The organism is Streptomyces sp. NPDC051218 (genome assembly GCF_044455475.1).
Taxonomy (GTDB): domain Bacteria; phylum Actinomycetota; class Actinomycetes; order Streptomycetales; family Streptomycetaceae; genus Streptomyces.
In genome coordinates this window covers 165,705-178,580 of record NZ_JBITEU010000011.1, presented here as the reverse complement: position 1 = coordinate 178,580, position 12,876 = coordinate 165,705, and the positions used below count along the sequence as shown (strand labels likewise).

Genomic DNA, 12,876 nt, shown 5'->3' with positions numbered 1-12,876 from the left:
ATCAGGCTCCTTGAGCATGGGACGGGGTCTCGGCGGCCGGGCCAGGGGTATCCGGGGAGGCATCCCCGGAGGGCACGCCAGCGGCGGAGGGCCCGCCCTTGCGTTCACGCCACATGGCGCGCAGCATCTCGTGCCACCGCGGACGCTTGCGCGGCGGGACATGGTCGACGCCACCGAGCGACCACGGATTGCACCGCAGGATGCGCCAGGCAGTGAGCGCCGTTCCCTTGATCGCACCGTGCCGGTCGATGGCCAGGTAGCCGTAGCGGGAGCACGACGGGTAGTACTTGCACACCGGACCCAGCAATGGACTGATCGTCCACTGGTACAGCTTGATCAGAGCCAGCAGTGGGTACTTCATCGAGCGCCCCCTCCCAGCAGCCGCTGTAGAGCGGCATCCAGGTCTTGGGCCAGCTGTGCATGGGCGGCGTCACCCGCACCGGGCAACGCTCGTACGACTACCAGGCTACCGGGGGGCAGCTGAGCCACCCGGTCACGCATCAGATGGCGAAGCCTGCGCTTCACCTTGTTGCGTACGACGGCTCCGCCAATGGCCTTGCTCACGACGAAACCCGCACGCGTCGGGGAAACGCTCTCCCCAGGCGCGTGCGGGTCCGTTGCACCGCTACGTAGATGGACGACGAGAAGCGGGCGTCCGGCCCGTCGTCCTCGGCGTACCGCGGTCGCGAAGTCTTCGCGCCGCCTCAGCCGATGCTCGGTAGGCAGCACGACGTCATGACCTTAATGCGATTAAGCGGAAAGGCTGGCGCGACCCTTGCCACGACGGTTCGCGAGGATCGCGCGGCCGGCACGGGTGCGCATCCGCAGGCGGAAGCCGTGGGTCTTGGCGCGACGGCGGTTGTTCGGCTGGAAGGTGCGCTTGCTCACTCGGGGGCTCCAGAAATGATTGTGTGGTGGCGGGACATCGCCTGGCTGTCACCGTGCGCCCACGAGAAGCTCGCGAATACGCACCGAGTGCACCGCTTCACAATCACAGATCGTGATCTTTGCCCATCGGAGGCAGGCGGCAGCAGCCATCGACAACTCGACCTGGTCACGGTACGCGGGGCTACGCCATCCGGTCAAACCGACCGCCAGGGAGAGACACTGTGCACAGCCTGTGGACAACAACTTGAACCGCAGCCGTTGCCCTGACTACCGTGGCCAAACTCCGATTCATTCCCTTCTCCCTCCCCATCCCGATTTCCGTCCCAAGAACCACACCTTCGTGGGACCCCGTGAGAGAGCGTGCCTTGTGGCTGACGTACCTGCCGATCTTGCCGCAGTGTGGCCACGAGTTCTGGAGCAGCTGCTGGGTGAGGGGCGGGGGCACGGGGTCGACGCGAAGGACGAGCGCTGGATCAAGCGCTGCCAGCCGCTGGCGCTGGTCGCCGACACCGCACTGCTCGCCGTACCGAACGAGTTCGCCAAGGGCGTGCTCGAGGGACGCCTGGCACCCATCGTCAGTGAATCGCTGAGCCGCGAGTGCGGCCGCCCCATCCGTATCGCCATCACCGTGGACGACTCGGTCGGCGATCCCATGGACCGGCCCGGCCCGTCGGCGCCGCCGTACCAGCAGTCCGGCCAGCAACAGCAGCAGCGCTATGAGGAGCCCGAGCAGCACCCGGGCCCCGGTCAGGGACACGAGTCGTACGACAGTTACGGCCGTCGCACCTCGGACGAGCACGCCCCGGGCCGTGGGCCCGACCAGCTGCCGACCGCCCGCCCCGCGTACCCCGACTACCAGCGCCCCGCACCCGGCGCCTGGCCGCAGCAGCAACCCCAGCAGCAGGACGACTACGGCTGGCAGCAGCAGCGGCTCGGCTTCCCCGAGCGCGACCCGTACGCGAGCCCTCAGCAGCCCCAGCACGACTACCGGTCGCAGCCGCCGCAGAACCACTCCCCTTACGACCAGCACCGCCAGGACCGCCAGGACCGGCAAGAGCGCCAGGACCGGCAGGACCAGCAGGACCGCCACGATCGGCACGACCGCCATGACCGGCGCGAGCGTCACGACCAGTCACCGGGCCCTGGCGGCCACGACCCGAGGGGCGGCGGCGGCAACGGCCACGGCGTCCACGGCAGCGGCGCCCCCGGCCCACTGGCCGCGCAGCCGGCCCCCGCGTCGGCGCCCGGCGAGCCCACCGCGCGCCTCAACCCGAAGTACCTCTTCGACACCTTCGTGATCGGCGCCTCGAACCGTTTCGCGCACGCGGCGGCCGTCGCCGTGGCCGAGGCGCCCGCCAAGGCGTACAACCCCCTCTTCATCTACGGAGAGTCCGGGCTCGGCAAAACGCACCTGCTGCACGCCATCGGTCACTACGCCCGCAGCCTCTACCCGGGCACGCGCGTGCGCTACGTGAGCTCCGAGGAGTTCACGAACGAGTTCATCAACTCCATCCGCGACGGCAAGGGCGACACCTTCCGCAAGCGGTACCGCGAGATGGACATCCTGCTCGTCGACGACATCCAGTTCCTCGCGAGCAAGGAGTCGACGCAGGAGGAGTTCTTCCACACCTTCAATACGCTCCACAACGCGAACAAGCAGATCGTGCTCTCCAGCGACCGGCCGCCGAAGCAGCTGGTGACCCTGGAGGACCGGCTGCGCAACCGCTTCGAGTGGGGACTGATCACCGACGTCCAGCCGCCGGAGCTGGAGACGCGTATCGCCATCCTTCGTAAGAAGGCGGTGCAGGAGCAGCTCAACGCCCCCCCGGAGGTCCTGGAGTTCATCGCGTCCCGCATCTCACGCAACATCCGTGAGCTCGAGGGCGCGCTGATCCGGGTCACGGCCTTCGCCTCGCTCAATCGGCAGCCGGTGGACCTGGGTCTGACGGAGATCGTCCTCAAGGACCTGATCCCCGGGGGCGAGGACGCTGCTCCGGAGATCACGGCGACGGCCATCATGGCCGCGACCGCGGACTACTTCGGCCTCACGGTGGACGACCTCTGCGGATCCTCGCGCAGCCGCGTCCTGGTGACGGCCCGCCAGATCGCGATGTATCTCTGCCGGGAGCTGACGGACCTCTCCCTGCCCAAGATCGGGGCGCAGTTCGGCGGCCGCGACCACACGACGGTCATGCACGCGGACCGCAAGATCCGCGCGCTGATGGCCGAGCGGCGCTCGATCTACAACCAGGTCACCGAGCTCACCAACCGCATCAAGAACGGCTGACAGACGCCGGCACACACCTCTGAAGGGCGCCCCGGGACAACTTCCGGGGCGCCCTTCGCCGTTGTGCACGCGCGCGTGGAGGCCCGTCGTCCCTCTCCGCTGTTCGATTTCCCCAGCTGAGAGGCCTGTTCTCCACAGATGTGCGCACTTTTTCCCCTCCACACCCTGGGGACCCAGAAGTTGTCCAGACGCTGTCCACAGGGGACCCTGCTGAAGGATCATCAAGCCAGGTCAAGTGGTTGTGGATTGGTGGACGACGGCCCTCCACAGGCTGTGGAGGAAAAACTCGTCCACAGGGTGTGCATGAACTTGTCCACCGGCAACCCACAGGCTCGGGCCGGTTGTCCCCAGCTTTCCCCAGCTTCTCCACACGGCTGTCCACTGTTCGGCAACGCAACGCGCCCTGTCACCGTGCCGAGTGAAAGGCGTCACACCAAGGTGGTCGGTTGGCCTGTGCAGAAGGTGGGTAAAGCTGGGGACGGCGCTGGGGAGAAGTACCCCTTCCCTGTGCATCGGGTGTGCAGAACTTTCGCCCGTCCACAGAAACCACCGGTTGTCCACCGCCTCCGCCCACAGGCGCGGTGGATAAAAAACCGGCACTGACCTGCACATACGCGGTTATCCACGGTTTCCACAGCCCCTACTACTACTGCCCCCTAGAGTCACCGGGGAATTGGCTTCGAAGAGGGGCCTGTGCACAACTCGCGCTCCGGACCTCCGACACCGCTCGTCACGACTTGACCCCGACGGGCACCCACTGTCAGTGCGGTGCGTCAGACTGGTCCCCAGTGCCAGCAACAGCAGGAGGGCGGCTAAGTGAAGATCCGGGTGGAACGCGACGTACTCGCGGAGGCAGTGGCGTGGGCGGCGCGCAGTCTCCCGGCCCGGCCACCGGCACCTGTCCTCGCGGGCCTGCTGCTGAAGGCCGAGGAAGGCGCACTGAGCCTTTCCAGCTTTGACTACGAGGTCTCGGCACGCGTCTCCGTGGACGCCGAGATCGACGACGAGGGCACGGTCCTCGTCTCCGGCCGGCTGCTCGCCGACATCTGCCGCGCCCTTCCCAACCGTCCGGTGGAGATCTCCACAGACGGTGTGCGGGCCACGGTGGTCTGCGGCTCCTCGCGATTCACACTCCACACACTTCCTGTGGAGGAGTACCCCGCGCTGCCGCAGATGCCCACCGCGACCGGCACGGTCCCCGGTGAGGTCTTCGCCTCCGCCGCCGCCCAGGTGGCCATCGCCGCGGGCCGCGACGACACGCTGCCCGTCCTGACCGGCGTACGCATCGAGATCGAGGGCGACACCGTCACGCTGGCCTCCACCGACCGCTACCGCTTCGCGGTCCGCGAGTTCCTGTGGAAGCCGGAGAACCCCGAGGCGTCCGCGGTCGCCCTGGTGCCCGCCAAGACGCTCCTGGACACCGCCAAGGCGCTCACGAGCGGCGACACGGTCACCCTGGCGCTGTCCGGCTCCGGTGCCGGTGAGGGTCTGATCGGCTTCGAGGGCGCAGGACGGCGTACGACCACCCGTCTGCTCGAGGGCGACCTGCCGAAGTACAAGACGCTCTTCCCCACGGAGTTCAACTCGATCGCGGTCATCGAGACCGCCCCGTTCGTCGAGGCCGTGAAGCGCGTGGCCCTGGTGGCCGAGCGGAACACTCCGGTGCGGCTCAGCTTCGAACAGGGTGTGCTGATCCTGGAGGCCGGTTCCAGCGACGACGCACAGGCTGTGGAGAGGGTCGACGCCCAGCTCGAGGGCGACGACGTCTCCATCGCCTTCAACCCGACGTTCCTGCTCGACGGCCTGAGCGCGATCGACTCGCCGGTCGCCCAGCTGTCGTTCACGACGTCGACGAAGCCCGCGCTCCTCAGCGGCAGGCCGGCGCTGGACGCGGAGGCCGACGAGGCCTACAAGTACCTGATCATGCCGGTACGTCTGAGCGGCTGAGCCCACAGGTGTGAGCGAGCGTCCGGGCGTAGGCTCGGACGCGGGTACGAAGGTGCCTCCACGCCACATCGCTACTTAAGGAACCACTGATGGAGCTCGGTCTCGTCGGCCTCGGCAAGATGGGCGGCAACATGCGCGAGCGCATCCGCCGCGCAGGCCACACCGTCATCGGATACGACCGCAACCAGGACGTCGCGGATGTCCACAGCCTCGAAGAGCTTGTGGGCAAACTCAAGGGTCCGCGTGTCGTATGGGTGATGGTTCCGGCCGGAGCCGCGACCCAGTCCACCGTCGACGAGCTCGCCGAGCTGCTCCAGCCCGGTGACGTCGTCGTGGACGGCGGGAACTCCCGCTGGACGGACGACGAGAAGCACGCCGAGGAGCTGAAGGCCAAGGGCATCGGCTTCGTCGACTGCGGCGTCTCCGGCGGCGTGTGGGGCCTCCAGAACGGCTACGCCCTGATGTACGGCGGCGCCGCCGAGGACATCGCGAAGGTCCAGCCGATCTTCGACGCCCTGAAGCCCGAGGGTGACTTCGGCTCCGTGCACGCGGGCAAGGTCGGCGCGGGCCACTTCTCGAAGATGGTCCACAACGGCATCGAGTACGCCATGATGCAGGCCTACGCCGAGGGCTGGGAGCTCCTGGAGAAGGTCGACTCCGTCACCGACGTGCGCGAGGTCTTCCGCTCCTGGCAGGAGGGCACGGTCATCCGTTCCTGGCTGCTCGACCTGGCGGTCAACGCCCTGGACGACGACGAGCACCTGGCGAAGCTGCGCGGCTTCGCGCAGGACTCCGGCGAGGGCCGGTGGACGGTGGAAGCCGCGATCGACAACGCCGTGCCGCTGCCCGCCATCACGGCCTCGCTGTTCGCCCGCTTCGCCTCGCGCCAGGACGACTCCCCGCAGATGAAGATGATCGCGGCGCTGCGCAACCAGTTCGGCGGGCACGCAGTCGAGTCCAAGAGCGAGCACTGATCCACAGCCTGTGGGGAACTCCAGCCGTTTCCCACAGGCCTCTCAGCAAGTGAAGTAGGGCCGGGGGAGGTCGGCGCACACCATGCACGTCACGCATCTGTCGCTGGCCGACTTCCGCTCGTACGCCCGGGTCGAGGTGCCTCTCGATCCGGGCGTCACCGCGTTCGTGGGCCCGAACGGCCAGGGCAAGACGAACCTCGTGGAGGCCGTCGGCTATCTCGCCACGCTCGGCAGCCACCGTGTCTCGTCGGACGCCCCCCTGGTGCGTATGGGCGCCGAGCGCGCCGTCGTCCGAGCCGCGGTCCAGCAGGGCGAGCGCCAGCAGCTGGTCGAGCTCGAACTCAATCCGGGCAAGGCGAATCGTGCCCGGATCAACAGGTCCTCGCAGGTCAGACCGCGTGACGTGCTCGGGATCGTGCGCACGGTGCTGTTCGCGCCCGAGGACCTGGCGCTGATCAAGGGCGACCCGGGTGAGCGGCGGCGCTTCCTCGACGAGCTGATCACGGCGCGCTCCCCGCGCATGGCGGGCGTCCGCTCCGACTACGACCGCGTGCTCAAGCAGCGCAACACCCTCCTGAAGTCCGCGGCCCTCGCGCGGCGGCACGGCGGTCGCACCATGGACCTGTCCACACTCGACGTCTGGGACCAGCACCTCGCGCGCGTGGGCGCCGAACTGCTCACGCAGCGGCTCGACCTGATCGCCGCGCTGCAGCCGCTCGCCGACAAGGCGTACGAACAGCTGGCACCCGGCGGCGGCCCCGTCACCCTTGAGTACAAGCCGTCGGCGCCGGGCGACGGCCACACGCGGGAGACGCTGTTCGAGCAGCTGATCGCCGCCCTCGAAGAGGCACGCAAGCAGGAGATCGAGCGGGGCGTCACGCTGGTCGGCCCGCACCGCGACGACCTGCTCCTAAAACTGGGCCAGCTCCCCGCCAAGGGGTACGCGAGCCATGGCGAGTCCTGGTCGTACGCCCTGGCGCTGCGCCTGGCCTCGTACGACCTCCTGCGCGCCGAGGGGAACGAACCGGTGCTCGTCCTGGACGACGTGTTCGCGGAGCTCGACGTGCGGCGCAGGGAGCGGCTCGCGGAGCTGGTGGCGCCGGGCGAACAGGTGCTGGTCACGGCCGCGGTGGACGACGACGTGCCGGGCGTGCTCGCCGGGGCCCGGTTCGCGGTGGCGGACGGCGCGGTGGAGCGCGTATGACCTGCCTGAGCCGGGAGCGCGTATGAGCGCCGAAGAGCCCGCCAAGGACGCGCCTCGGGACGCCCCCAAGGAGACGCCGAAGACGCCCGAGCCCTCCGGCGTCGACCTCGCCAGGGTCGCCCTCCGCGCCGCCAAGGAACAGGCACGCGCGCGTGGCGACGCCGCGCAGCAGAAGAAGCAGGCCCGCAGGGGCGGCCTCCGCTCCGGCGCGCGCGCCGACGGGCGTGACCCCCAGCCGCTCGGCTCCGCCATCAACCGCCTGATCACCGAGCGCGGCTGGGAGACGCCTGCCGCGGTCGGCGGGGTGATGGGCCGCTGGCCGCAGATCGTCGGCGAGGACCTGGCCAACCACTGCGTCCCGCAGCGCTACGACGAGAGCGAGCGCGTCCTGACCGTCCAGTGCGACTCCACGGCCTGGGCGACGAACCTGCGCCTCCTCGCCCCCCAGTTGGTCGCGCGCCTCAACGAGGACCTCGGCCACGGCACCGTGCGCCTCATCAAAGTCCTCGGTCCCGGCGGTCCCGCGCGCCGCTTCGGACCCTTGCGCGCGCCGGGCAGCACGGGCCCCGGGGACACCTACGGCTGAGGCGGTACCGGGTGGTAGCTCAAGGTTGACACCTCGAAGCGCTGAGTGCCGCTGTGAGCCTCTTAGAGCCCCGGGCCGCATATGGGGAGTCGGATGATGCCGGTTCAGGACGGCACATGCGGACTCAGGTACCGGCAAACCCCCATCACTGTCGGCGCTACCGGTAGACTGGAAGCTAATCCCGCCCCACTTGTGGGTCGCACCGAGCAACGCTGACTATCGCTGAACGACGCAGCCGCTCCGGCCACCGCCGGGTGCTTGGCTTGTGCTGTGCCAGAAAGGGCGCTTCGTGGCCGATTCCGGCAACCCCAACGAGAACATCCCGTCCACCGTCGCTGGCGAGAAAGGCGAGGTCACAGCCTCGTACGACGCCAGCGCGATCACCGTCCTCGAGGGTCTGGACGCGGTCCGCAAGCGACCCGGCATGTACATCGGTTCGACCGGTGAGCGTGGCCTGCACCACCTCGTGCAGGAAGTCGTCGACAACTCCGTGGACGAGGCCCTGGCCGGCCACGCGGACACGATCGACGTCACGATCCTCGCCGACGGCGGCGTGCGCGTGATCGACAACGGCCGTGGCATCCCGGTGGGCATCCACCCCGTCGAGAAGAAGCCGGCCGTCGAGGTCGTGCTCACCGTGCTGCACGCGGGCGGCAAGTTCGGCGGCGGCGGTTACGCCGTCTCCGGTGGTCTGCACGGCGTCGGTGTCTCCGTCGTGAACGCCCTGTCCACCAAGCTGGCCGTCGACATCAAGACCGACGGCTACCGCTGGACGCAGGACTACAAGACGGGCGCCCCGACCGCCCCCCTGGAGCGGCACGAGGCCACCTCGGAGACCGGCACCACGGTCACCTTCTGGGCCGACCCGGACGTCTTCGAGACGACCGTGTACTCCTTCGAGACGCTGGCACGGCGCTTCCAGGAGATGGCGTTCCTCAACAAGGGACTGACCATCACGCTCACCGACGAGCGCGAGTCGGCGAAGGCGACGGCGGGTGCGGACTCGACCGAGGCCACCGACGACGAGGCCGCCGAGGCCCGCACGGTGACGTACTTCTACGAAGGCGGCATCGTCGACTTCGTGAAGTACCTCAACTCCCGTAAGGGCGAGGTGATTCACCCGACCGTCATCGACGTCGAGGCCGAGGACAAGGAGCGCATGCTCTCGGCCGAGATCGCGATGCAGTGGAACTCGCAGTACACCGAAGGTGTCTACTCCTTCGCGAACACGATCCACACGCACGAGGGCGGTACGCACGAGGAGGGCTTCAGGGCCGCGCTGACGGGCCTGGTCAACCGGTACGCGCGCGAGAAGAAGCTGCTGCGCGAGAAGGACGACAACCTCACGGGCGAGGACATCCGCGAGGGTCTGACGGCCATCATCTCGGTGAAGCTGGGCGAGCCCCAGTTCGAGGGCCAGACCAAGACCAAGCTGGGCAACACCGAGGCGAAGACCTTCGTGCAGAAGGTCGTGCACGAGCACCTCACGGACTGGTTCGACCGCAATCCGAACGAGGCCGCGGACATCATCCGCAAGAGCATCCAGGCCGCCACGGCCCGCGTCGCCGCCCGCAAGGCGCGCGACCTGACCCGCCGCAAGGGCCTGCTCGAATCGGCCTCGCTGCCCGGAAAGCTCAGCGACTGCCAGTCGAACGACCCGACGAAGTGCGAGATCTTCATCGTCGAGGGTGACTCCGCCGGTGGTTCGGCGAAGTCCGGCCGTGACCCGATGTACCAGGCGATCCTGCCCATCCGAGGCAAGATCCTGAACGTCGAGAAGGCGCGGATCGACAAGATCCTGCACAACCAGGAAGTCCAGGCCCTCATCTCGGCCTTCGGCACGGGCGTGCACGAGGACTTCGACATCGAGAAGCTCCGCTATCACAAGATCATCCTGATGGCGGACGCCGACGTCGACGGTCAGCACATCAACACCCTGCTCCTGACCTTCCTGTTCCGCTTCATGCGGCCGCTCGTCGAGTCCGGCCACGTGTACCTCTCGCGCCCGCCGCTCTACAAGATCAAGTGGACGCGGGACGACTTCCAGTACGCGTACTCGGACCGCGAGCGCGACGCCCTGATCGAGATCGGCCGTCAGGCCGGCAAGCGCGTCAGGGACGACTCGGTCCAGCGATTCAAGGGTCTCGGTGAGATGAACGCCGAGGAGCTGCGCGTGACGACGATGGACCAGGATCACCGCGTTCTCGGCCAGGTCACCCTGGACGACGCGGCGCAGGCCGACGACCTGTTCTCGGTGCTGATGGGCGAGGACGTCGAGGCGCGGCGCTCGTTCATCCAGCGCAACGCCAAGGACGTCCGCTTCCTCGACATCTGAGTCGGCCGCACAAGCCGCACCTCGAAAGGACTTTGACCAGCAATGGCCGACGAGAACACCCCTGTGATGCCCGAAGAGGAGCCCGCCGTCCCCGGCGTGGGCATGCGTGTCGAGCCCGTCGGGCTCGAGACGGAGATGCAGCGCTCCTACCTCGACTACGCGATGTCCGTCATCGTGTCGCGCGCGCTGCCCGACGTACGGGACGGCCTGAAGCCCGTGCACCGCCGCGTCCTGTACGCGATGTACGACGGTGGGTACCGCCCCGAGAAGGGCTTCTACAAGTGCGCCCGCGTCGTCGGTGACGTCATGGGCACCTACCACCCGCACGGCGACTCCTCCATCTACGACGCCCTGGTCCGCCTGGCCCAGCCGTGGTCGATGCGGATGCCCCTGGTGGACTCCAACGGAAACTTCGGCTCTCCGGGCAACGACCCGGCGGCCGCCATGCGGTACACCGAGTGCAAGATGGCGCCGCTGGCCATGGAGATGGTCCGTGACATCGACGAGGAGACCGTCGACTTCACGGACAACTACGACGGCCGCAATCAGGAGCCGACGGTCCTGCCGGCGCGCTTCCCGAACCTGCTGATCAACGGTTCGGCGGGCATCGCGGTCGGCATGGCGACGAACATCCCGCCGCACAACCTCCGCGAGGTCGCGGCGGGCGCGCAGTGGGCGCTCGAGCACCCGGACGCCTCGCACGAGGAGCTGCTCGACGCGCTGATCGAGCGCATCAAGGGCCCCGATTTCCCGACCGGCGCACTAGTAGTGGGCCGTAAGGGCATCGAGGAGGCGTACCGCACGGGTCGTGGCTCCATCACGATGCGCGCGGTCGTCGCGGTCGAGGAGATCCAGAACCGCCAGTGCCTGGTGGTCACCGAGCTCCCCTACCAGACCAACCCCGACAACCTCGCGCAGAAGATCGCCGACCTGGTCAAGGACGGCAGGGTCGGCGGCATCGCCGACGTCCGCGACGAGACGTCGTCGCGCACGGGCCAGCGCCTCGTCGTCGTCCTGAAGCGCGACGCGGTCGCCAAGGTCGTGCTGAACAACCTCTACAAGCACACCGATCTGCAGTCGAACTTCAGCGCCAACATGCTGGCCCTGGTCGACGGCGTGCCGCGCACCCTCTCCCTGGACGCCTTCATCCGCCACTGGGTGACGCACCAGGTCGAGGTCATCGTCCGGCGTACGAAGTACAGGCTGCGCAAGGCCGAGGAGCGGGCCCACATCCTGCGCGGCCTGCTCAAGGCCCTGGACGCGATCGACGAGGTCATCGCGCTCATCCGGGCCAGCCAGACGGTCGACGTCGCGCGTGAGGGCCTGATGGGGCTGCTCTCGATCGACGAGATCCAGGCCAACGCCATCCTCGAGATGCAGCTGCGCCGACTGGCCGCCCTGGAGCGCCAGAAGATCGTCGCCGAGCACGACGAACTGCAGGCGAAGATCAACGAGTACAACGCGATCCTGGCCTCGCCCGAGCGGCAGCGCCAGATCATCAGCGAGGAGCTCGCGGCGATCGTCGACAAGTTCGGCGAGGACCGTCGCTCGGCGCTCGTGCCCTTCGACGGCGACATGTCCATGGAGGACCTGATCGCCGAGGAGGACATTGTCGTCACCATCACGCGCGGTGGCTACATCAAGCGCACCAAGACGGAGGACTACCGCTCGCAGAAGCGCGGCGGCAAGGGCGTGCGCGGCACGAAGCTGAAGCAGGACGACATCGTCGACCACTTCTTCGTGTCGACGACCCACCACTGGCTGCTGTTCTTCACCAACAAGGGCCGGGTCTACCGCGCGAAGGCGTACGAGCTTCCCGATGCCGGACGTGACGCGCGCGGCCAGCACGTGGCGAACCTGCTCGCCTTCCAGCCGGACGAGCAGATCGCCGAGATCCTCGCGATCCGCGACTACGAAGCGGTGCCCTACCTGGTTCTCGCCACCAAGGGCGGCCTCGTAAAGAAGACGCCGCTCAAGGACTACGACTCGCCTCGCTCCGGTGGCGTCATCGCCATCAACCTCCGTGAGACGGACGACGGCAAGGACGACGAGCTGATCGGCGCCGAGCTGGTCTCCTCCGAGGACGATCTGCTGCTCATCAGTAAGAAGGCGCAGTCGATCAGGTTCACCGCAACGGACGATGCGCTGCGTCCCATGGGCCGCGCGACCTCGGGCGTGAAGGGAATGAGTTTCCGCGGTGGCGACGAACTGCTCTCGATGAATGTCGTCAGGCCGGGTACTTTCGTCTTCACCGCAACCGACGGTGGGTACGCCAAGCGCACCAACGTCGACGAGTACCGCGTCCAGGGCCGTGGCGGCCTCGGCATCAAGGCCGCCAAGATCGTGGAGGACCGCGGCGAACTCGTGGGCGCGCTGGTGACGGAGGAGACGGACGAGATCCTCGCCATCACCCTGGGCGGCGGTGTGATTCGTACGCGAGTCAACGAGGTCAGGGAGACGGGCCGTGACACCATGGGCGTCCAACTGATCAACCTGGGCAAGCGCGATGCCGTGGTCGGTATCGCTCGTAACGCCGAGGCCGGGCGCGAGGCTGAGGAAGTCGACGGTGACATCGTCGTCGAATCGGCCGACGGCGAGCCGGCCGCCGGTACGGACGAGGGCACGGAGTCCACGGCCGAGTAGCGCGAGGAGAGA

Annotated in this window: 10 protein-coding genes; 7 read left to right on the top strand and 3 right to left on the bottom strand. The window is 68.1% G+C overall.

The genetic code is table 11. The features are described from left to right. Nucleotide 1: 1 nt before the first annotated feature. From yidD to rpmH, 3 genes are read right to left on the bottom strand one after another with little or no spacing between them, the layout of a single operon-like run. Nucleotides 2-361 (bottom strand): membrane protein insertion efficiency factor YidD, encoded by a 360-nt coding sequence (gene yidD, locus ACIBCK_RS30985; RefSeq protein WP_367043712.1) that lies wholly within the window; start codon nt 359-361, stop codon nt 2-4. After that, nucleotides 358-729, bottom strand: coding sequence for a ribonuclease P protein component (gene rnpA / locus ACIBCK_RS30980; RefSeq protein WP_361193810.1), 372 nt, complete (start codon nt 727-729; stop codon nt 358-360). Before rnpA ends, yidD begins: the two co-directional genes overlap by 4 nt. Nucleotides 730-750: 21 nt before the next feature. Next, nucleotides 751-888: a 50S ribosomal protein L34 gene (gene rpmH, locus ACIBCK_RS30975; RefSeq protein ID WP_006381191.1), complete on the bottom strand. Its 138-nt coding sequence runs from the start codon at nt 886-888 to the stop codon at nt 751-753. A 367-nt stretch (nt 889-1,255) separates the two neighbouring features. On the opposite strand from rpmH, the gene dnaA reads away from it, so the two are divergent. From dnaA to gyrA, 7 genes are all read left to right on the top strand, one after another. Then, nucleotides 1,256-3,175, top strand: a complete 1,920-nt coding sequence (gene dnaA, locus ACIBCK_RS30970) for a chromosomal replication initiator protein DnaA (RefSeq protein ID WP_399395611.1) — start codon at nt 1,256-1,258, stop codon at nt 3,173-3,175. 816 nt (nt 3,176-3,991) lie between these two features. Beyond that, nucleotides 3,992-5,122: a DNA polymerase III subunit beta gene (gene dnaN, locus ACIBCK_RS30965; protein WP_399395609.1), complete on the top strand. Its 1,131-nt coding sequence runs from the start codon at nt 3,992-3,994 to the stop codon at nt 5,120-5,122. Nucleotides 5,123-5,211: 89 nt separating this feature from the next. Next, complete coding sequence (gnd, locus tag ACIBCK_RS30960) at nt 5,212-6,096, top strand: phosphogluconate dehydrogenase (NAD(+)-dependent, decarboxylating) (protein WP_399395608.1); 885 nt, start codon at nt 5,212-5,214, stop codon at nt 6,094-6,096. Between the two features lie 82 nt (nt 6,097-6,178). Then, entirely contained in the window at nt 6,179-7,300 is a 1,122-nt protein-coding gene (gene recF / locus ACIBCK_RS30955; protein WP_399395607.1) for a DNA replication/repair protein RecF, read from the top strand. A gap of 22 nt (nt 7,301-7,322) precedes the next feature. Then, a complete protein-coding gene (locus tag ACIBCK_RS30950; RefSeq protein ID WP_399395606.1) occupies nt 7,323-7,886 on the top strand; it encodes a DUF721 domain-containing protein in 564 nt (187 codons plus the stop codon). 265 nt (nt 7,887-8,151) lie between these two features. After that, nucleotides 8,152-10,221: a DNA topoisomerase (ATP-hydrolyzing) subunit B gene (gene gyrB, locus ACIBCK_RS30945; RefSeq protein ID WP_399395604.1), complete on the top strand. Its 2,070-nt coding sequence runs from the start codon at nt 8,152-8,154 to the stop codon at nt 10,219-10,221. Nucleotides 10,222-10,263: 42 nt separating this feature from the next. Next, entirely contained in the window at nt 10,264-12,864 is a 2,601-nt protein-coding gene (gene gyrA, locus ACIBCK_RS30940) for a DNA gyrase subunit A (protein WP_399395602.1), read from the top strand. The last annotated feature ends 12 nt before the right edge of the window (nt 12,865-12,876 follow it).

Bases quoted from the DNA above. Each gene is read 5' to 3' on its own strand.
- gyrA (WP_399395602.1), top strand. From the start codon at position 10,264: ATGGCCGACGAGAACACCCCTGTGATGCCCGAAGAGGAGCCCGCCGTC.
- recF (WP_399395607.1), top strand. From the start codon at position 6,179: ATGCACGTCACGCATCTGTCGCTGGCCGACTTCCGCTCGTACGCCCGG.
- gnd (WP_399395608.1), top strand. From the start codon at position 5,212: ATGGAGCTCGGTCTCGTCGGCCTCGGCAAGATGGGCGGCAACATGCGC.
- ACIBCK_RS30950 (WP_399395606.1), top strand. From the start codon at position 7,323: ATGAGCGCCGAAGAGCCCGCCAAGGACGCGCCTCGGGACGCCCCCAAG.
- yidD (WP_367043712.1), bottom strand. From the start codon at position 361: ATGAAGTACCCACTGCTGGCTCTGATCAAGCTGTACCAGTGGACGATC.